We start from the raw sequence: 21,088 nt of genomic DNA, 5'->3' as shown, positions 1-21,088 counted from the left end.
AATTCATCTATGTTAGAAATTGGTTGCAACTATTATTAACTGGCAATTCTTATATTTTTCTAAATAATTACACCGAAGAGGATCATATTTGCCGAAATAAGCTGAAAATTTGAAACTTGGTGGAAGACCCAAGAATGAAGAAAGAGGTTTGCAGAAATCAGCAAACCTTTTGGAGCAGAAAGAAGTTAAAAAGATAGATACACGTGCTGAACTTGCCAAAATAGCCGGAGTATCCCATGACACAATTTACAAAGTAAAAGAAATAGAGTCACAGATTCCTGCAGAAATACTTTCAGGAAAGAAAATAAAGCCTTTTCCCTGAGAGTTTTACGAAAAGAATGATGAACCGCGCTTTTCAGATTTAAGTATTTAAAGTTTTTCTTATAGCTTATGGATATCTTAAGGGTTATTCTGTGACCTTCCTTTAATCTGCAAGAGGGTCACAGAATAACTAAAACTTTAAATGTTAGCCTTAAATTAAAAGAAAAATTAACAGAAAGTTAGCAAGCGGTAATAAAAGTAATATATACTTACTGATACTTATTAATCGGTTTTTTATAGCGTTTTTTCTCAAAATTTTAAGTTTTATTACCTCAATATTACCTCAATATTAAGTCTCTATATTATGAATTTTCAAAAAGGTAATAAAAGTAATATAAAAAAAATAAGAGATATTATTATAGAGATTTACAATTGCATTTGCATTTACATTTAGACTTACAATTGCAATTGCAATTTACATATTTGTTTTGCTTATATTTTTTTATATTACTTTTATTACTTTTCTTGATTATTATGTATCTATAGACATTATTCATTGATTATTACCTCATATTACTTTTTGATTTAGTATATAAGCAAAGTAATAAAAGTAATATTCTAAATTTATTTTAAAAGTTAATTATTGAAAAAAAATAAAGGAGAATTAAATATAAAATTCTCCTGTTGGTGTTTTCTTTACTCTTGAATGTTTAACTAAGATATTTAAATAATCTGTGACTTCAAATTTTAAAGCCATTTCTAATGAAATTGAGTCTACTGATTTAATTTCCATGTCTTCTTTCATGAATTTAAGGTACTTTATAATTTTCTCATACCTCATTTGAATAGTTGGATCAGGATTTCTCATAATTGGTTTATTATCTGTTTCTTCTCCTTCTTCAAATAAGGCTAGAGGATCTTTACTTTCATATTCTGATATGATACTTTCCATTTTCTTAATATTGAGTTTTATAGCTGCACAGGATTTACCATTTATTTTTACGCTTTTAAAGTATTCGCTGTCTGAGATTCCTTTTTTATGGAAATCACTTAATACACTATTTGATAATCCTGCACTATTCATTTTAGCTGTAAATTTAGTACCAATGATTTTTAATTCCTTTTCTGTTTCTTCGCCTGATTTCTCCTTAGAGTAATTTACATCATCTGTTTTTACAAATTCATCTGTTGCAGCTCTCCAAGCTAATATTACTCTAATAGCTTTCACATAATCAAGCTCTACAGGATTGTTTAAGACACATTCTTTAAACATTTCATTTACAAGATCTTCTGTTTCTTGTTCTGTCTTTGCAGAGATTCCTATTTCTCTGAATAATTCCTCACAAAGATATCCGGCAACTAATTTTGCTGCAAATACGTTTCTACTTCTGTTAGCTGTTGCTGCACACTCTTTTGGAATATTACCAAAATCTTTAGTAATTCTTTCATTAGCCTGCTCATATAATGCTCTGACTCTTGGAATATCAAACATTATTTTTTGAATGTAAAGCGGAAAGAAGAATCCATAATTATTAAATATAATTTTTTTAGTCCTGTCTATCATTTCACCATTTGGTATTGAGTCTTCTAATACATTCTTTAAATCTTTAATTCTCTGCTTTCCGCCTGCAGTCTTAACCTCTTCAGATATAGGTTGTTCGCAGGATATAAGAACATTAGATCTAATTTCTAATACATCATTTCGGACTTTACCGTTCTTCTGTGATCTTGTTTTGTCAACACCGTTTGCAATGTTATAGGCTGCCTTAATAACTGCTTTTCTCTTTTCTTCACCTGTTGCCTCTTCAAAAATTACAGGCATATCTCTTAATCCCGCAGCATGAGCCATAAGAGGATTGTCTGAGTTACCGACTTCTAAAGCGTATCCATCAGGTTTCACTGAAGGGTTACCTATCGCACTAGAGACTACAGCAATAGAACCAGATTTACCTGTTGAGGTATTACCTACTACATCAACAATATCCTGTTCTACTCCTAATATCCTGATAAGTGCTGAACTCATGCCATGGTAAAATAAAAACCTAGGCTTTGGATTACTAAGTACAGGCGTTACACCTTCTTTCCAGCATTCAGAGTTACCTTTTTGAACAAATGGCTTTATGTGTTTTTCAGAGTCTACTAAGCTCACTATAGGTATTATTCCATCTTTTGTAATACCATTGTTACCGATAGCAAAAACACTAAAGTCCTCATTCCATCCATTCTGCACCGTCACAGATATTGTTTTTAGATTATTTCCTAATTGGTGGATAAAAGCACCTATATAATCATTAGCCTCAAACTTTAAACTAGCTGGTATATTAATGCCATGACTTGTTAATACTCTCTGCATAGTATTGTTATCTAATAAGTCTTCCATTGGTACAACAAATTCATTATAGGAATCGTTAAGCTCGTATCTTATTTTATAATACTTCTTTTCTCCTACAGATTTACCGCATAGAATAAATGGAGTAAGTGAAACTTCTTTATCAATTGTTTCAACTTCCATAGTTTTGTAGTTCGTTTGATCTGCAGTTTTTACTACTTTTCCGTTCTTTACGCTGTAATCATAAGGGTAAACATAATCTTCCCATTTCATGATTATGTCATTGACAATATCAGAACTCATAGAGCTTGTTATAATTTTTTGTACAGGTTTCTGTACTTTAGTTTTCCTTGTGCTCATCTTTGCAAGTGCTAGATCTTTGTATCTGTTCAAGATAATAGTCACAGCCTTACTACCATCTCTACCTTCAAACCCTAATTCTTTAGCTAGTTTAAGTTTTATGTATGAATCAGCATCAGAGTCGCTAAATTCTTCATTAATTAAGCAGTTTTCAATAAAGCTTTTAGCTATTCTCGTTTTCTCAAAGTAATCCATTTCAGGTTTTAACAGTTTTAAAGTGTTCTGTAATTTCTGATCAATAGTAAGTACTGCCTGCTCTTCTTCAGGCTCGATATCAAAGCAAACATTTTCTTCGTTTTCCATGCTCAACACCCACCCACTCTGCAAATCTGTTGCTGCTGGAAAATTGCTGCAACTATGTGGTACTTCAATTCCTGGCTCTTCCCACACCTACAAAGTGCACGCTCTACACCATGTAATTTTACGATAGCAGTAACATGTTTACTTTTACGTGCCGCAACACATAGCGGCTGGACACTATCATCAAGGTAAGTATTAGGATTTTCAGCAACGGCTGAGACTGTAGAAATAGCATAAGATTTATATACTTCTAAATCAATATTATTATATAGTAGTGACACCATTTTTTATCATTCCTGAGTTACTTTTGTAATTTGGGTTTCTCAGTTCTGCACCTGCGAAGTTTGGAAGGCTCAGTAGGTGTAGGACTAAAATCCGGTCTTTTCTTTTTTATACTGCTCCTTCTTTTGGCATGAGTGCGTTCTCAAGTACGCTTGCAATATATCCGCTCAGGCTCATTTTTGCCTGTTTCCTGTTGTCTTCTACAATCTGTGCAAGATCCTCATTGAGGTAAACATTCGCTCTAAGTTGTTTTCCAAATCTGTCCATACAAATCATACTCCAATTTTAACGTAACTTAACATTTATATATTAGTTATCTTAGTATATAAGGATTTCGAAAGTTTATTATATAAGATACTTTTCTTCACCATAAACGTTTTATACTATAGCCGTGACTCAATTTTAAAGCCATAAAAATAAAAATGAAAAATCATACTATGTAGGCTTAAAGCATAAGCTAGTAAAAACGAAAAAACAAAAGAGTGCTCAGAAGAAGTCACAGAGTAACCTCTCCTTTAGCAATCTTGAAAAAGAGTAAAGCTTTCGCTCTCTGTAGCGGACTTCCAAACTTTAAAGTCCTCTGTAGAAAGTCTTCATGTGTTGAAACGTATTTTCTTACGTCTTGCTGTGTCTCGCTGTCGATATTACATAATGTCTCTGTATAGGCGGTTGTATCTTCCGTCATGGTTTCAGGGTAAAACACCCTGCCGCGTACTGTCCTCCATTAACTTTGATACAGTAATTACATTATATATGCTTTCTTTGTATATCAATCAATCATTCTTTTTATATTTAGCAAGAGCTTCTAATATATTTGGATATTTCGCTATTAGTTGACTAAATTCAGTTTCAAAAGTATCCTGTTCAGTCTCTAATTGTTTTATAGAATCGTCACGTAATGGCATACCACACTTACCACAATAAGAAGAGGTTTCCGGATTTATTTCTTTACACCTAGGGCATTTGCCGACTTTAAAAGACTTTTTCTCTTCAGTCTGGGACTCTATACCATATGCCTTTAAAACTGCGTCCTGAATGTCTCTTTGTGAAAGGTGAACATATATAGCAGCCATGTTTGAGCCTGCAGTCCAGCCTAGAAATTGTTTTAACTGTTGTTCTGTAAATTGGTTAGCTAAATGACTCGCTCTACTGTGTCGGAATAAATGAGGGTATAAATCCTTCTTTATGCCTGTCCTTTCTTTTAATGTCCTCATAAGGTGTGATAGTCCGGAAAAAGAGAATTGTGCAAATGGTTCCTGAAGAGAACAAAAGAGAGGATCACACTGTCCTTTAGTTGGGTGACTTTCTACCCATTGCCTCAAGTATGAAGCTGCATACACTATGGGAATTGTTCTAGGTCCTGTCTTACCTTTTGGTATAGTCACAGTCGCGCCATACTCTGTAAAAGTCACATTCTCCAATCTAATTGATACTAGCTCACCTTTACGGCAGCCTGCCTCATAAAGAAAAGCTATTAAGGCTTTATCTCTGGGATTTCTGCAAGCTTCTATAAGCTGCTCTATTTCAGCCTGAGTAAGAATAATAGGCGGCTCTTTGCGTTTTACTTTTAATTTTATATTTCTGGCTTGTTCAGGTGAAAAGGTTGATAGAAACTTTTTTAAGATAGCTCGGTATTGATAAAGGGTACTATCTGTATAGTTTCTAGGCTTTAGGAATCTTAGATACTCCATGACGGTTTTATCTGTGACTTCCCTACCATCAAGCCATTTTATAAAAGGTTTTAATATGAAAATGTTGTTATCAATTGTCCGTTTACTCAGTCCATCGTCCTCTAACCTTTGTAAATATTCATCAAGGAAAGAATCCATATCCATGTTTCTAGTATATAAACAATAAACTATAAAAGATATCACCTTTGAAGGTCTTCTATGATAAAAGAAATCACTGCCAAATATGATGCAGAACAAATAGAAAAAAAAGTAACGCAGTTCTGGGAAGACAGCGATGCCTATCGGAAAACCCGTGAGCACCGCAAGAGCGGAAAAAGACTTTTTTTCGTTGACGGTCCTCCGTACACAACGGGACATATTCACCTGGGGACTGCCTGGAACAAGATCATTAAAGATTCCATTCTCCGCTATTATTCCATGAACAACCGCTACATCCTTGAGCGCCCTGGCTGGGACATGCACGGCCTTCCTATTGAGGTTAAGGTCGAAGGCGTTCTCGGCTTCAAGTCCAAAAAGGACATTGAAAGCTTCGGGGTAGAGAACTTTATTGAAAAATGCAAGGAATTCGCTATCAAGCAGAAGCAGGCAATGACCGAGCAGTTCCAGAGGCTCGGAGTATGGCTCCAGTGGCCAGACCCCTATATGACCTTAAAAGACGAGTATATCGAAGCTGCCTGGTGGACTCTCAAGCAGGCAAGTGAAAAGGATCTCCTTGAAGTGGGCAAGCGTTCCGTAAACTGGTGCCCGCGCTGTGAGACTGCAATTGCAGACTCCGAGGTCGAATATTCTGAAAGGACTGACCCTTCAATCTATGTCAAATTCAGGGTCAAAGGCGAAGAAAACACTTTCATAGTCATCTGGACAACCACGCCCTGGACAATCCCTGCAAACGTGGCAGTGGCTGTTCACCCTGCTTACGAGTACTCCAAATTCAGGGCAATCAGGCAGGACGGCTCGGAAGAAATCCTTATCGCAGCCACTGAACTTATTAAAAACGTCCTCAAGCAGGGCAGGTATACGGACTTTGAAGTGCTTGAGACTATGCTCGGGGAAGAGTTAACAAAGCTCGAATACGAAAGCCCTGTCGGGGACCTCGTGCCTGTCCAGAACGAGATAAAGCACGGTGTTTACCTTGCAGACTTCGTAACCGTGGAAAATACAGGCTGTGTACATATCGCGCCCGGACACGGTATGGACGACTTCAACCTCGGAGCAAAGCATAAGCTCCCTATCCTCTGTCCCGTTGGCTCAAACGGTTCATATACCGAAGAAGCAGGGGAATATGCCGGCAAGAACGTTAAAGAAGCAAACCCCATTATAATCGAAGACCTCAAAGCCCGCAACAGGCTCCTTGCCGAAGGCACGGTCACACACAGGTATGGGCACTGCTGGCGCTGCAAGACCCCCATCATCTACCTTGCAACTGAGCAGTGGTTCCTCAAGGTTACCGAAATCAAGGAAAAAATGCTCGAAGAAATTGATGCTGTAGACTGGTACCCTGACTGGGCAGGTTCAGCCAGGTTCAGGACCTGGGTTGAGGGCGCACGTGACTGGTGCATTTCCAGGCAGCGTTACTGGGGAATTCCAATTCCTGTGTGGAAATGCAAAAAATGCGGAAAGCTTGAGGTAATAGGTACAAAAGCAGAACTTCTGGAAAAGGCGGGATTAAACGGCGATATAGAACTTCACCGCCCCTATGTGGACAGAGTTACCGTGCCCTGTGAGTGCGGCGGGGAGAAAAAGCGTGTTGAAGATGTCTTTGACGTCTGGTTTGACTCGGCTGTAGCTTCCTGGGCAACCCTCAAGTTCCCGCAGACCCGGGATCAGTTTGATGAATGGTGGCCTGCTGACTTTATTACCGAAGGGCATGACCAGACAAGAGGATGGTTCTATTCCCAGCTCGGAGCAAGCATGGTCGGCTTTGGAAGGGCTCCTTATAAGAGCGTGCTCATGCACGGGTTTACCCTTGACGCCGGCGGAAAGAAGATGTCCAAGAGCCTTGGAAACGTAATTTCACCTCTGGAAATTATAGACAGGTTCGGGGCGGATACCCTGCGCGCTTACGTGCTCTCCTCAAGTGCGCCCTGGGACGACCTCAAGTTTAATCTGGAAGAAGTTGAGACCGTACACCGTTCTATCAACATCCTCTGGAACGTTTTCAGGTTCCCGCTGCCGTACATGGCACTTGACAACTTTGACCCCATGCAGGTCAGCCTTGATTCCGTAAGAGATGCCCTGCGCGAAGAAGACAGGTGGATTCTCTCAAGAGCCCAGTCCGTGGTAAAATCTGTGGACGAAGCCATGAGCGGGTACCTGCTGCACAAAGCAGTCCGTGAGATCCTTGATTTTACTCTCGAAGACCTCTCGCGCTGGTACATCCAGCTTATCCGCCCGAGAACCTGGACCGAGGCTGACGACCCTGACAAGCTTGCAGCTTACTGTGTGCTTTACGAGGTCTATGTAACCATTACAAAACTGATCTCGCCTTTCATGCCCTACCTGGCTGAAGAAATGTACCAGAACCTTATCAGGAACGTGGACCCGAAAGCTCCCGAATCTGTCCATATGTGCGACTGGCCGAAGGTCAATGAAGCTTACCTTGACACCGAACTTGAAGAAGCTATGAATACCGCACGCTCAATTGTGGAAGCTGCCTCAAACGCCCGCCAGAAGGCAGGAAGAAAACTCAGGTGGCCCGTTTCCAGAATTGTTGTCTCCCCTGAAAGCGAGGATGCAGCAAGAGCTGTCGAAAGGCTGCGTTCTGTCCTTATGGACCAGACAAATTCCAAAGACATTGTGCTCACAGGCGTGGGCAAGAGCTGGGACGAACTGGGGCTTGAGGTTATTCCTGACCCCGGAAAGATAGGACCTGTATTCAAGAGGGACGCCGGAAAGGTTGTCCCTGCCCTGCAGAAAGTTGACGGCTTTGCTCTAAAGAAAGCCTTTGACGAAGCAGGCGAATTCGAGCTTACCCTGGCTGATGGAAGCACTGTTAAGGTTAGTCCGGAAATGGCAAACTTCAAAGAGACCCTGCCTGAAGGAACAGCCAGTGCCGAGTCCGATGCTGGTCCTGTTTATGTGGATGCAAACCTTACTCCCGAGCTCGAAGCTGAAGGGTATGCAAGGGAAGTAATCCGCAGGCTACAGGACATGAGGAAGGAGCTTGACCTTGTTGTGGACGAAAACATTCAGGTTTCTGTCCGGATTGAAGACGAAAGGGTATTGAAGCTCGTTGAAACCCTTAAAGACCTAATCGCAGAAGAGGTTAGAGCCGATGTATTTGATATCGGCAGCGGGGTCGATGTTTCCGGAGACCTTGTAAAGGACTGGGATGTGGAAGGCATTGCCATGAAAATGGGAATTGCAAAGAAATAATTTAGAAATTTATTTAGGAACATAACTCAAGAAAGAAATCTAAGCTCAGAAACGAAAAACAGGAAAGGAGTTATACATATGGACTTTGCTGCCTGGGAGCCGATATATGAAAGAATTCTTAAAGACTTCGGGTTCGACCGCGAAGGCGATGAAAAGGCAGCCATGTTCCTTTCCAGCATGCTGACTGTGAAAAATACTGTCAGCCTTTCTGAACTCGAAGCTGTGATTTCGGAAAAGCCAGTCCTGGCCTGTGGAAATGCTCCCGGGCTGAGGGCTGAACTTTCAAAAATCGATCTTTCAGCTTTTGTTATTATTGCAGCCGACGGAGCTTCTGCTGCTTTTATGGACATGGGACGGGTGCCTGAGGTCATATGTACTGACCTGGACGGCAATTCCGAATCTGATCTAGAAAAAGAGATCGTTGCCTGTGAGCAGGGCTCTATTGTCCTTATCCACGCCCACGGAGACAACCTGGATAAGCTGGAAAAATACGTTCCCAGGTTCAAACGCTTTATTGCGACCACCCAGGCAGAGCCCTTCGATAAAGTATATAATTTCGGCGGGTTCAGTGACGGGGACCGATGCGTTTTTGTAGCCCAGAACTTCAGGGCTAAAAGTGTCAGGCTTGCAGGGTTTGATTTTGAAGACCCGTGTGTAAATCCGATTAAGAAAAAGAAGTTAAAATGGGCTAAAGAATTGATCGGAATGCTGGGAGTTTGAATTTAAAGGCTTTTCTTCAGGAGACGGCAGTTATATAAAATAAGAATTCATGCTTATTTATATTATAGCTAATTATAAATCTTCTTAACGAAGAAGGACTTTTCAAGAAAAAAAACCAATTGAAATAGTTTATAATTAGAAAGGGTTATCTGCCGTTTCAGCTGATTTTAAAATCTCTAAAGTTTTTTGTCTGAGTTAAAAGGGTTTATAATCCCTCAGTTTCCACTAAAAACCTTATTTTTCTCTTTTTTGCATAAAAGGCAAATAAAAAACTTATTTCAGGAATTTACAGTTAAAATTATCACCGGCAATTTAAATTTAGAAGTTAGTCATTTATTTACAGCATTATTTCTCCAAAATCTCAAGGACTATTTAATGATAAGTATCGTTAATTCTGTTGATTTTATATATCCAGCGAGTATATATTTATTTATACTCTCAGGCAATTAAAGTTTAGTCTGTATTCCCTGTAAACAGGAAGTGAAACCGGACTAACATGTATAATAATTGTACTGAGTAGAATATGATTGTGGGGGTTGATAAAAGAGTTTGACTGTAAGGAGTGATTATACTATTAAATGACTAATTTTAACTCAAAAACTCCATTCTTTCCACTAATGTACAGAAAAAACAGGATAATAAACTAAAGACATATACAAATAAAATCAGGAGGAAAATATAATGGGATTTTTCAGTCTCTATTACAGCAAGGTAACAGTGATCTATTCAAAGACAACCCTCAGCATCTTTGGCTGGTTCTTCTGAAGTTAAATAAAGCAGAATGAACTGCCTGAGCTGAACAAATCTTCTCATAGCCATCCTTTCAAAATATAATGAACACGTCCCCGGGGTTGTTATATTTTGAATTTATGGCTTATGCTTATTTTTACTGATAACATCTGGTCATAATACACTCTTTTTCAGGCTTTAGACTCTTTTTACAGGCTTCCTGTATAATTCTTTAAAAATTGGCTGTATTCCACATATTTTAAACTAAAAAATGTTTAAACCAGCTTAATCAAATTGGTATGCTAAACTTTTATTTTTCAGAAATGATTAAGGAATGGTAAAAATACAACTTCAAATATTCACTTTGGGAATGGCTTCATGGTCATTGCTAAAGACAATATCAAGAACAAAAATCATGAAATTATATCTTCTTTATTCCTAAGTCATTTTACAGGATTTTTTACTTAGAAATCTACTTTAAAAATTTCTTCAATTTTTTTCATTACTGCAGGAAAAGCTGAAGTTAAATTGTATGTATCTTAAAAGTGTTGTATTCTCTTCTTCGGGCAAGATAGCCTTATTTGAGAGCATTAATGAGATTTAGTTCTGAAAGGGGATCTGGATGTGCCTGAACCTTTATTTCCGCCTGGGAAATATGCTGAATAACAATATCCTGATATTTCCGGGTATTTCCTGGGGTTATAATTTTTAAATTAAAAGGAAAAGAAAGCTTGATTTCGGGCTGCATTTCTGCGCGGATTTTCCAAGTCTACCAATAATAAGAAAATATTATTCTTGTGAATTTATATAATTTATCAATATCTATTTATTTTATACTCTCTGGCGACCACGATTAAATCTGCTCCTTTCTGAATGAAAATCGATCTAAAATTTCTCAAAAAGAGTTGCCGTGAGTAAAACACCAGACGGGGGGGTCGATAAAGGGTTAGGTTTAATGGATAATCTAGCAGGAAAAAACTTGCATAACCTTAAGAACCCACTTTCTTAATATGTAAAGATCAAGAACCGTTTAGTAAATAGTGGAGGGAAATAATATGTGTGGATGCTACAGTTTCTTTAACTTAAAATGGTGTTTCTTTAAGATAAAATTCTTTAAATGTTTCCAGAACTTCTGTGGCTGCAGATAGTAATACAGGCTGAGCCAGTAGCTTAGCCGGCAGATTACTGAATATTAAAGAAAATATAATCTTCAGTCATCAAATCAGGGTATTAAAGGCGTTTTCAATAAATTCGATACTTTCAATAACTTCGACACTTTCAATAACTTCTTATTCCCCGATTTGGTGACTATCTATCTTTATTTCTTTATATGTTTTCATTTCAGGATATATATAATAATTTGAATAATCTCTATGGATTTTTTTAATTATACTGAAAAGCTGTTTTTCAGGTTTTATCCTTCGGTATGCGTGGAGTAATGCAAAATGAAAAAGGGAAAATGTCCGAAATGCGGAAGCGAAAATCTCGATCCAGGCCACATAATTGGAGAACGTATAGGTTATGAGTCTGACAGTGAATGCTATTTTACCGGCCCAATGCGCGAATTTAAAGTGTATGTTTGTCTGGATTGCGGATTTACTGAATTTTATGTAGATGTGAAAAATCAAAAAAGTGAAGTTTGAATTTGTATTAAATACCTGTTATAAGCTTAACAGGCGGCATAGATAGTACAAATTACAGATATAACGGATAGTACAAATAGCAGATATAACGGATATAATGGATATAACAAATAGCGGATATAACAAATAGCGGATATAACAAATAGCAGATATAACAAATAGCAGATAAAACAGATATAAAAGATATGACAAATAATAAATTTTCCGGAAAAACTCAACGGAAAAACATATTGTGTTTCCTGGGAGTTCATAAGTGGGAAAGAAGTGGAGGGCTGAATATTTACTCTTCAAATGTAAGAGAAAAATATTTCTTATGCAAAAGATGCGGGAAAAAGAAAACGGTATATGAGCCTAAAAAAGACTGAAATGCTTTATGACTATCCTGCTAAAATTTCTAAAAAACAACATAACGATAAAAATCTAAAAAACAACATAACGATAAAAATCTAAAGAAACAATATAACGATAAAAATCTAAAAAATAATGCTAGCGATAAAAATGCCCGGTTTATGTCCGTCCATTTAAAAGGTCAAATCTGCCAGAATAACTATATAGTTTCACTTCATAAATTATTATGATCACATGCAGAGAATTGAACTCCTTCCCCTGGTTCTTGACAATCAAACCTTTTTCCAAAACTGCCCGGACATAATCCCCCGCATCATTCCGTTTTCTCCCTGTCTGGATGGGAGTGAGGTCAATTTTATCTGCGGCCCTCTTCATACAGGCAAGACATCTTTTTTGAGGCAGGTTGCAGGCTCTTTGCAGGGTTTGAAGGTTTACATCAATTTCGAGGACAGCAGATTTAGAGACCTGAAACCCGAAACCCTCCAGGAAATCAAGGAAATAGCAGCTGAGTATTGCATAAAAGGACCTGAAGATGAGGAAGGACTTGCAGGAAAAGATATAGATGATAAGGAAAGACCTGAAGTGCCTGTTTCTTATTTCCTTGATGAGATCCATTACCTTCCCGGGTGGGGAGACCGGGTTTACAGCCTTCAAAATGATGGAGCACGCGTATTTGTAACATCTTCTTCCGCCGGTATTATATCTAAGGAAATTTCTTCGCGCTTTGCAGATGGGATTAAAATCATCAGGCTGCTGCCTTTTTCCTTTAAAGAATATCTCACCCTTAAAGGGCTCAGGGTACCAAGACCCAATTTCCTTACTCCATCAAGGTGTGACGAAATGCTGTGCCTGTTCCTTCAATATTTTGAAAACGGCGGCTTTCCGGAGATCATCAAAAGCGGAGATTTCAGGCTTTCCAGGAAGTATTTTGAAGAAACTTTGCAAAAAGAAATTATTGAAAGGCATACTATTCAGGACCCTGAAGGGCTGAAAAAGCTTGCAGTATTTTTGATCTCGAATATGGCATCGGAATATTCAATTGACACTCTGAAACGGGCAGGCGGAATCAAGGATGAAGCCACTGTCCGAAATTATCTGGATTACCTTGAAGAGGCTTTTTTACTGTACCGGGTCCCCATGTTCAGGCATAAATCCGAAAAACCGGATTACGGGAAAGAAGGTGAAAATGAAAATGAGAGAGAAAGCAATATCCCGTGCAAAGTATATGCCGGGGACACAGGCTTTTTCAAGTCAGTATTCCCCAGATATCCTGACAGCCTGGGGCTGAGGTTTGAAAACCTTGTCTTCCTTGAGCTTCTCAGAAAGGGAAAGCAGGTCTATTATTTCCATAACACAAGAGAATGTGATTTCCTTATAGCCGAAAAAGAAAGCCAAAAAGTTACGGCTGCAGTTCAGGTCTGCCTCTGCTTCGGGGGTACTGCAGTAAGGGAAAGGGAGGTTCTCGGGCTTATGGAAGCCATGGAAGAATTCGGGCTTAACGAGGGGCTCATCCTTACCATGGATGACGAAGAGGTTATGGAAATAGAAGGGAAGGACGGAGAAAATAAAAGAATAATAATTAACTCTGTCTGGAAATGGATGCTGGAATAAACCCTATTCTGGTTCTGGAATAAACTCGATTTTCATACAGTTTTTCTGTTACACATTTTCACATTTCCTTCTGATTTCCGTAGAAGACGTTCCATCATCTTCGTATTCATCCAGGGATACAATCTCGCAAAGTTCAGGGACATCAGGATTGATGCAAAATTCAGTTGATTTTCTGTGAAATACCAAGAAACGTATATTCTTCTCCTTAAAATGCTTTAAAATGGCAGGTATGTTGACTGTGCCTCCATAATATTTCGCGTCAAACAGCCTGTTAAAAGTATCCGCTCCGATGATAAAGGTGCTGTCCGGGAAAAGGTCCGCTTTCTGAAGGAAAAGCGGCGCATTCGTCAGACAAATGCCACCCATAAAGTTTTCATTTTTGTGTATCCTTAAAGAATCAAGCCTCTGGTTCAGCGAAATAAAATCTATGGGAGGCTTGTCCACATTTGTCAACGAAATTTCAAAATGGACGGGTTCCCCAAGCTTTTCCGAAGCCAGTATTGCCATAAGGATGTGATTTCTATGGCAGGGGTCAAAAGATCCGGGGAACACAAGCCTGATCTTTTCGGGCTCTCCAGGCTCTCCGGGTTCTTCGAAGGCTTCTGGTTCTTTTAAATTGATTCTTGCCATGCTCAGGGTTTCATAATTATTATCCTGACTAATCTTCCGCTGTTTCAGGAGATCTCCAACAGGCCTGGAGACAAACTCATATTTTTCAATAACCTCTTCATTTTTTCCTTCCCCTGTTTCAATCACGTCCGATAAATCTATCTCAGAAACTACGCAGTGGCGGGCAAGTACATTGAAAATCAGGAGCGCAGCAATCTTTTCTTCCTCTTCCCTTGTCCTGTCTGCTGTCAATTCAAGAGAACTTACTCCTGTCTTACAGTCTGCCTGGATGGCAACATGGATTTCGTGCTTTCTGCCTTCCCGTTCGTTTTCTGCTTTTAGTTTGCAGGTCGCTCCAATCCCTATTATTTCCTGGCCTGCAAACTCATTTGCTTTAGACAGTCCAAGGGCTCGCTGGTAAGCGACCATTGCCATTAATCTCGCAGTTTTTTCAGAGCAGTATTTTTCAGGCTTCCTGCCGAGAAAACGGTCCATGGCATCTGTGCTGTAAGGAACGACAGCATCCAGTAGAGTTGCAGAGCCGCTGCCGTGGCGGAGGAGCTCTCCAATAATTTCTGCCCCGCCGCCGGTTATTGCAAGGACGGTTTTGCAGGGTGATCTGTGAATCTGGAAAATGTGTTCAATAGGCACACTGTATTTATCTGTAGCCAATTTGTCTACCATCAGTTCTGTGAATACATTTGATGAGATTATAAATATTATTATTCACGGCAGCCTACCTTTATTTACATGATACCGATTCAAAAACTCAAACTTCAGGTCCCCAATATTTTCGTGCATAAGTGCCTTGAAACCGGGGTTCATTTGGCTTTCAGTTACCAGGGCTCTCACCGGTCGAAAGCGTTGTGAAGCGGACGACTTTCCCAAAATGCAAAAATAATTCAATCTGCTGTAACAAAATTAACAAAAACAGTTTTACCAGTATTTTCCATTAAAATACGAATGATTTAAATAATTTCTTATTTTACTGGAAATTATTTGCTATTATGTGTCTGATTTTTCTCGGTTAATGTGGAGTTTTGGCCACATTCGTATATAAAGTATGTGAACATTTCCACATAATGCTGAATCAAAAATTAAATTTTTGTTTAACTTTCTGTTCAACTCCCGTATTTTCTTAATTCATTTCATAATATTCTTCGCTCAGTCTTTCCACTTCCTCAAGTATTGGAATATAGAGTCCTTCGTCTGCAAGTATGTCAAGTCTTTCTCCAACCCACGTTATCCATACATTCTGTCCACTTAATTTTATTTGGTTTTTAAGTTCGTCAAGGATTATTTCCCATTCAACTCCTCTTTTTGCAAGAGAAATACAGTCTTCAATGTCCCCGCTCCTTTCGGTCATTGTCTTGAACAGGAAAACATCTTCATTGGAGCAAAGATAAACAGCAAGTTTGTCCAGAACTAAATATTCTCTGCCTCGTTCTATCATCGAATCTGTGACCGAAAACTTTCCGCAGACACTTGTCTGAAAAAGATCTATTCTGAAATCTTCTCGCTCAAGGACCTGACTAATGTTTAAATGGATGTATTCAGAAGTTGGTTTTGTATTTTTAAAACCAAGAATATTGAGAGTATTTTCAAATAGCTTAAACTCATGACCATTTCGAACTACGAGGTCTATGTCTTTTGTTGCAGGTTTAAGACCCTGTTCCAGAAGTACGGTCCCGCCGATAACAAAAATTGCAAGTTTTTCAGTTTCAGGAGTTCTGGGCAAGAAGTTATCAATTTCCTTAAAAAGCTTCTGAATTTCCTCTACACTTTCTATCATGTTACTTCCTTTCCTTTATCTCAATTCCATAAATCTCCGCTTTCTCCTTTATTTCTTCAAAAGAAGGATATCCCTTGACCCTTTCCCCCTGCAGGACAAGTTTCAGGTTTTCAACGATGTCGTGCTTAATATCCTTTAATTCTCCCTCAAACTTACAATAGAACATTGCAAGGAATATGAAATGCCTGACTGAAGGCTCTTTTTCCGCAACATAAAGCGCATGCCGGAAGATATCTTCTTTTGTAAGCTCTTTTTCCGGCTCTTTTTCCGAATAGTAGTAATAGGTTGTTGGCAAAAGGATCTTAATCCCCTCTTTTTCAAAAACCGAGAACCCTGTTTTTTCCCCGGAATCACTATCATACTTATTGGAATAGATGACCTCACCCCTATCCCTGTAGTATATTATCGAGTTATAGGGCACTCGCGGATCAAGAAGCCTTTCGACATCCCTTATTTCCCTTAGAAGGTCAGCCACATCTCCCCAGAGCTTTTCATTGAGTGCATAAAGATCCCCATCCTTTTTTATCAGGCTTATTTTCAGGGCTTTTTTCAAGAAAGCATATACAGTGCTCTTTTTCACATCCGCTTCTTCAGTGATTTCATCTACAGTTTTTGCTTCAAGAAGAGAGATGAGAATTGAGATTCCGGAATCTGCCAGAAGAGGGATTAAGTTCGGGTAAGAATCGAGAACTCGGGTAAGCCTGACCATCAACGTGCTTTTTTTCGGGATGATTTTTCCTGCTGAGATGGAGGCAAGGTCTTTTTCTTCAAGTTTTTGCAAGAGTCTGTAGATGTGTTTTTCACTTTTATTGAGAGCTTTGGCTACGGTGCTTATTGAGGTATTGCCTTTTGCGAGTTCTGTGATAATCTGGAGTTCGGTCCTTGAAAATTGCATTAATTCCAATAAAGTGCGAATATAATATAACTTTTCGCATTTTAGTGGAATAATGATGTTTGTTTATTTGGTTTCGATTAAAAAAATCATCTTAAGGGAAAGGTTCTATGGGGCTAAAGCCAGAAATTTGACCAGCTTAATTTCAGGAGATTTTTTACACAGGATAATTGTCTCGCCAGTTGTGAAACTTTCGCATCTAAGAAGCGACGAAGGCTCTCACTTTTTTGCTGATAGTTTTATACGTTTCAGGCAAAAAAGGTAGATTGTGCAGCAAGCTGCTGCACAATTTCATATTTATTTTCGTAGCAGATAGACGGTATGAAGTGTTTTCATTTCAATTGTCTCCGCAGCGCGGCGACAATTTGCTCATTGAATTGTCATATCAGCGATACGCGAATTTTTCTTTTATAGGGTATCACGGTTATTGTGAGTAAGTCCGCTCGAAAATTGCGTCTGTTAGCGTTCTGCGGAAAGATTCGTTGTCGCTGAACAATTTGAAAAGCTGGGTGTCGTCTTTCATCAGGGCAATCATTACACGAGCAAGGGCTTTGTCATGCTCTATCTTGGCGTTCTGCTTGTCCGAGTTTTTCTTCGCGTTCTGATAAGCAACATCTGCAGCTACCCTTGCAGGGATTTCCTCGGTAATCAGCCTGTGTACCCTATCGCTATCAGTCCAGCGGATATTGCCAAATTGATCGTTGAAAGTTTTGAGGATATTGCTGAGCCGATCAAGCTCAGGTTCTGGCTTGAACCCACCGGCTTCTGTAGGTACCGGCTCTATTTCGGAATCCGAATCAGGAAGCTGGATATTCACAACAGCCTGTTTTTCTACCCGGTAACTGTCCATGTCAATTGCTTCGAGGATACCTTTTGAAAGGTCTTCCTCCCTTGGAGCAGGCAATTTTGGTATCAAGAAATTGAGGAAGATTGAGAGCTTTTCCCAATCGGCATTTGTGTATGGCAAGATTGAAGCGAGGAAGCCGTAGGTACGGGAGAAAGCTTTTGCTTTGCTTTTGAAGTCAACCTGTTCGTCTTCGTCAAGATGGTCTTTATAAGTGGCAACGCAGACATCGAGGATCGGATCAAGTTTATCCCTATCAGCTCCTCCCAGGTAAAGTTCAACGAACTGCTCTATCTGCTCCGGGGAATAGGCCTGATAACTATCAAGATCGGATTTAAGGTCGTGAAGCTTGTTGGGATCGGTCTCATCACTAAGGACCGTGGTACGGTAGTAATCCGAGAAAGCATCCTGGATTGTGTCAGTATCGTTCATGAAGTCAAGCACAAAAACATCGTGCTTCTTCGGGTGAGCCCTGTTGAGCCGGGAGAGCGTCTGCACGGCTTTAATCCCTGAAAGGACTTTGTCAACATACATTGTGTGCAGGAGCGGCTCGTCATAGCCGGTCTGGAACTTGTCGGCACAGATCAGGAAGCGGTAAGGCTCTTCCTCTATTTTGTCTTCAATCTGGCTTGATGGAAAACCGTTTAGAGTGGCTTCTGTAACTTTTACTCCACCGTACTCATGCTCTCCGGAAAAAGCTACAATTGCCTTATAGGGGCTATTGAGCTCCAGCAGGTAATCCCGGATGGCATGATAATACTGGATGGCACGTTCAATTCCGTTTGTAACCACCATCGCCCTTGCCTGTCCTCCTATCTTGTTGAGAGCGATCACCTGTTCCTGGAAGTGGTCTACTATAATTTCAGCCTTGAGCCGGATGGCGTAATCGTGGCTCTCGACGTACTTTCGAAGCTTCTTTTTTGCTTTTTTGGTATCAAACTCTGGGTCACTTTCCACCGTCTTGATCAGTTTGTAATAGCTGTTTACAGGTGTGTAATACCTGAGCACGTCCAGAATGAAACCTTCCTGAATAGCCTGCTTCATGGTGTAATTGTGGAAAGGCCGGTGCTTTATCTTATCTCCATCTTTGTACGGTTCCCCGAAAAGCTCCAGTGTTTTGTTTTTCGGAGTTGCGGTAAATGCGAAGTAGCTGGCGTTGGGAAGCATTTTACGGGCTTCCATCCTCTTTTGCAGTGCATCGTTGATAGTATCTTCAGGATCTTTCTGGTCTTTCGAATCTGAAAGCGCCTCACTCATGGCTGCTGCTGTGCGCCCGCCCTGGCTGGAATGAGCCTCATCTATGATAATTGCAAATTTCCGACCGCGGTGCTCGTTTCCGATCTCATCAAGAATGAACGGGAATTTCTGGACCGTGGAGATGATTATCTTCTTTCCGCTCTCGATGAACTTCCGCAGGTCTCCTGAACGTTCGGCATGCCCGACTGTCGAGCCCACCTGGGCAAACTGCTTGATTGTGTCGCGGATCTGTTTGTCAAGGACGCGCCTGTCAGTGATTACGATTATGGAGTCAAAGATTTCCTTATCGTCTTTCTTGAGGCTGATAAGCTGGTGAGCAAGCCACGCAATGGAATTACTCTTCCCGCTCCCTGCCGAGTGTTGTACCAGGTAGCGCATGCCTGCACCGTGCCATTCTGCATGGGCGAGCAGTTTCCGAACAACGTCTAACTGGTGATAGCGAGGGAAAATCTGCACTTTTTTCTTTTTCCCGGTCTTTTCGTCCTTTTCTTCCACTACCTGAGCATAATTTTCAAGGATGTCGGTAAGCCCCTGAGGGGTGAGGATTTTCTTCCAGAGATAGTCAGTCTTGATGCCGGCAGGGTTAGGAGGGTTGCCTGTACCGTCGTTGTAGCCCTGGTTGAAGGGCAGAAACCAGGAATTTTTGCCGTTAAGCTGCGTGCAGAACTTCACCTCATGGTCGTCCACAGCAAAATGGACCATGCAGCGCCCGAACTGGAACAGCAGCTCACGAGAGTCACGGTCTCTTTTATACTGTTCCACAGCGTCTTCCACGGTCTGTTTTGTGAGGCTGTTCTTGAGTTCAAAAGTAGCTACCGGCAAACCGTTTATGAAAAGGCAGAGGTCGAGTGCAAGTTGTGTTTCGCCCCGGCTGTAGCGGAGCTGCCTTGTAACGCTGAAGCGGTTCAAAGCATAGCGTTCTTCAGCTTTTGTGTTTCCCGGAGTCGGAGTTCCGTAAAAGAGATCTATGTCGTATTTCCCGTGCTTTATTCCGCTCCTGAACACTTCGATTATCCCGCGCCTGGCAACCTCCCCCTGCAGGCGGGCGAGGAACTTCTGGCGTGTGGGGCTGGAATTTTCAAGGTCAAGGGATTCAGCAACTTCCGGCTGTGTGGATTTGAGGAATCTGGTCAGCTGCACAAGGTCAACAGCATATTCGCGGTCGTAGTCCTGCCAGCGCCCGAGTATCCAGCCGGTACCACCGTAAAGTGCACTCGGTTCTCTGCCCATGTCTGTTTGCGCAGGGTCGGGTTTCGTTCCTGTCATCGCTTCGACAATGAGGGTTTCGAGGCCCTTTTCGGTGGTATCGGTTGTCAAGTTTCATAACCCTCTTTCAAGAATCCCTGATAAGTAACAGGATTTTACCGGTTTCCAGACCGTTTTTAATGCTTTGTGGCATTTATTTGAGGGTTTTCTCTCTTAAAGATTCCTATTTAAGCGTTTCCAAGCTTCTAATATACCCAAATAAGCTTGAAATTAAGAAATGTTTGATATTAATCAAACAACCATAAAAAATACGTAACAATTCAGATAACTTGGAAGGGTCCACACTTATTCAGTAACAAGTAAAATTATTTTATATTTTCCAATATGTCCAACAGTAATAACCTTGCGTCTTTATTAATATTTATAATATAAATATCGCAGTTTTTAGATATACTTAGTATAGATTTCATTAATTCTTGACAAATTGGACTTTTCAGTTCATTATAATAGTTCGTATAAAATTGACAGTGATCTATTAAACCCAGCCTATAGTTATTTGCTAGCTTATTGCTGGGTGAGAGTACAGGGCATTCCGTAATCATTTCATTCTTTACATATGCAGGAATATTCCGCATACAAATGAAGAATTTTGCAGATGGATTCTCAACCAGTTTTTCATTTAATCGACTGAAATCAGTTTCTTTAATTGCCATTTTTATCCACTCCTAATTTAATTTATTTTATCCATAAGTTTGTAATTGTAATTGACATCATCAATTAGATATAGAAACTTTCTCGTGGAAAAAGTTTGGAGCCTTAGAAGGCTGCCTGAATAGTTA

At 40.0% G+C, this 21,088-nt stretch carries 13 protein-coding genes; 5 read left to right on the top strand and 8 right to left on the bottom strand.

Features of this window, described 5'->3' with window-relative positions; all coding sequences use genetic code 11:
• Positions 1–109 precede the first annotated feature (109 nt).
• A complete protein-coding gene (locus tag MSMAS_RS09145) occupies positions 110–322 on the top strand; it encodes a hypothetical protein (protein ID WP_048046477.1) in 213 nt (70 codons plus the stop codon).
• 603 nt (positions 323–925) lie between these two features.
• Here the strand turns inward: MSMAS_RS09145 and MSMAS_RS09140 are convergent.
• The 3 genes from MSMAS_RS09140 to MSMAS_RS09125 all read right to left on the bottom strand — a co-directional run bounded on the left by MSMAS_RS09140 (position 926) and on the right by MSMAS_RS09125 (position 5,367).
• The gene (locus MSMAS_RS09140) at positions 926–3,340 is read right to left on the bottom strand and encodes a DUF927 domain-containing protein (RefSeq protein WP_196296921.1); all 2,415 of its coding nucleotides are present in this window, start codon (positions 3,338–3,340) and stop codon (positions 926–928) included.
• Between the two features lie 300 nt (positions 3,341–3,640).
• The gene (locus MSMAS_RS18825; protein ID WP_155395363.1) at positions 3,641–3,799 is read right to left on the bottom strand and encodes a hypothetical protein; all 159 of its coding nucleotides are present in this window, start codon (positions 3,797–3,799) and stop codon (positions 3,641–3,643) included.
• Between the two features lie 506 nt (positions 3,800–4,305).
• Positions 4,306–5,367 carry a tyrosine-type recombinase/integrase gene (locus MSMAS_RS09125; protein ID WP_080942071.1) on the bottom strand — a complete coding sequence of 354 codons (1,062 nt, stop codon included), beginning with the start codon at positions 5,365–5,367 and terminating at the stop codon, positions 4,306–4,308.
• 54 nt (positions 5,368–5,421) lie between these two features.
• On the opposite strand from MSMAS_RS09125, the gene ileS reads away from it, so the two are divergent.
• The 4 genes from ileS to MSMAS_RS09100 all read left to right on the top strand — a co-directional run bounded on the left by ileS (position 5,422) and on the right by MSMAS_RS09100 (position 13,649).
• Positions 5,422–8,598, top strand: coding sequence for an isoleucine--tRNA ligase (ileS, locus tag MSMAS_RS09120; protein WP_048045741.1), 3,177 nt, complete (start codon positions 5,422–5,424; stop codon positions 8,596–8,598).
• Between the two features lie 78 nt (positions 8,599–8,676).
• Positions 8,677–9,318, top strand: a complete 642-nt coding sequence (locus MSMAS_RS09115) for a 6-hydroxymethylpterin diphosphokinase MptE-like protein (RefSeq protein ID WP_048046469.1) — start codon at positions 8,677–8,679, stop codon at positions 9,316–9,318.
• A 2,174-nt stretch (positions 9,319–11,492) separates the two neighbouring features.
• Positions 11,493–11,690, top strand: a complete 198-nt coding sequence (locus tag MSMAS_RS18235) for a hypothetical protein (protein WP_015412955.1) — start codon at positions 11,493–11,495, stop codon at positions 11,688–11,690.
• Positions 11,691–12,272: 582 nt separating this feature from the next.
• Positions 12,273–13,649 carry an ATP-binding protein gene (locus tag MSMAS_RS09100; protein WP_011034873.1) on the top strand — a complete coding sequence of 459 codons (1,377 nt, stop codon included), beginning with the start codon at positions 12,273–12,275 and terminating at the stop codon, positions 13,647–13,649.
• A gap of 48 nt (positions 13,650–13,697) precedes the next feature.
• On the opposite strand, the gene MSMAS_RS09095 is transcribed toward MSMAS_RS09100, so the two are convergent.
• The 5 genes from MSMAS_RS09095 to MSMAS_RS09075 form a co-directional block, all read right to left on the bottom strand.
• Positions 13,698–14,942, bottom strand: a complete 1,245-nt coding sequence (locus MSMAS_RS09095; protein ID WP_048045950.1) for a nucleotidyl transferase family protein — start codon at positions 14,940–14,942, stop codon at positions 13,698–13,700.
• A 454-nt stretch (positions 14,943–15,396) separates the two neighbouring features.
• Positions 15,397–16,050, bottom strand: coding sequence for a DUF6036 family nucleotidyltransferase (locus MSMAS_RS09090; protein WP_011034875.1), 654 nt, complete (start codon positions 16,048–16,050; stop codon positions 15,397–15,399).
• A 1-nt stretch (position 16,051) separates the two neighbouring features.
• Positions 16,052–16,945, bottom strand: coding sequence for a helix-turn-helix domain-containing protein (locus tag MSMAS_RS09085; RefSeq protein ID WP_011034876.1), 894 nt, complete (start codon positions 16,943–16,945; stop codon positions 16,052–16,054).
• A 421-nt stretch (positions 16,946–17,366) separates the two neighbouring features.
• The gene (locus tag MSMAS_RS09080) at positions 17,367–20,360 is read right to left on the bottom strand and encodes a type I restriction endonuclease subunit R (protein WP_048046465.1); all 2,994 of its coding nucleotides are present in this window, start codon (positions 20,358–20,360) and stop codon (positions 17,367–17,369) included.
• Positions 20,361–20,614: 254 nt separating this feature from the next.
• Positions 20,615–20,962, bottom strand: a complete 348-nt coding sequence (locus MSMAS_RS09075; RefSeq protein WP_048046463.1) for a hypothetical protein — start codon at positions 20,960–20,962, stop codon at positions 20,615–20,617.
• Between the last annotated feature and the right edge of the window lie 126 nt (positions 20,963–21,088).

This window comes from Methanosarcina mazei S-6 (assembly GCF_000970205.1).
In the GTDB taxonomy this organism is placed as follows: Archaea; Halobacteriota; Methanosarcinia; order Methanosarcinales; family Methanosarcinaceae; genus Methanosarcina; species Methanosarcina mazei.
This window is presented reverse-complemented; position numbering and strand designations above follow the sequence as displayed.

Coding starts and splice junctions, on each gene's coding strand:
- MSMAS_RS18825 (WP_155395363.1), bottom strand. CDS start 3,799: ATGGACAGATTTGGAAAACAACTTAGAGCGAATGTTTACCTCAATGAG.
- MSMAS_RS09125 (WP_080942071.1), bottom strand. CDS start 5,367: ATGGATATGGATTCTTTCCTTGATGAATATTTACAAAGGTTAGAGGAC.
- ileS (WP_048045741.1), top strand. CDS start 5,422: ATGATAAAAGAAATCACTGCCAAATATGATGCAGAACAAATAGAAAAA.
- MSMAS_RS09115 (WP_048046469.1), top strand. CDS start 8,677: ATGGACTTTGCTGCCTGGGAGCCGATATATGAAAGAATTCTTAAAGAC.
- MSMAS_RS18235 (WP_015412955.1), top strand. CDS start 11,493: ATGAAAAAGGGAAAATGTCCGAAATGCGGAAGCGAAAATCTCGATCCA.
- MSMAS_RS09100 (WP_011034873.1), top strand. CDS start 12,273: ATGCAGAGAATTGAACTCCTTCCCCTGGTTCTTGACAATCAAACCTTT.
- MSMAS_RS09095 (WP_048045950.1), bottom strand. CDS start 14,942: ATGGTAGACAAATTGGCTACAGATAAATACAGTGTGCCTATTGAACAC.
- MSMAS_RS09090 (WP_011034875.1), bottom strand. CDS start 16,050: ATGATAGAAAGTGTAGAGGAAATTCAGAAGCTTTTTAAGGAAATTGAT.
- MSMAS_RS09085 (WP_011034876.1), bottom strand. CDS start 16,945: ATGCAATTTTCAAGGACCGAACTCCAGATTATCACAGAACTCGCAAAA.
- MSMAS_RS09075 (WP_048046463.1), bottom strand. CDS start 20,962: ATGGCAATTAAAGAAACTGATTTCAGTCGATTAAATGAAAAACTGGTT.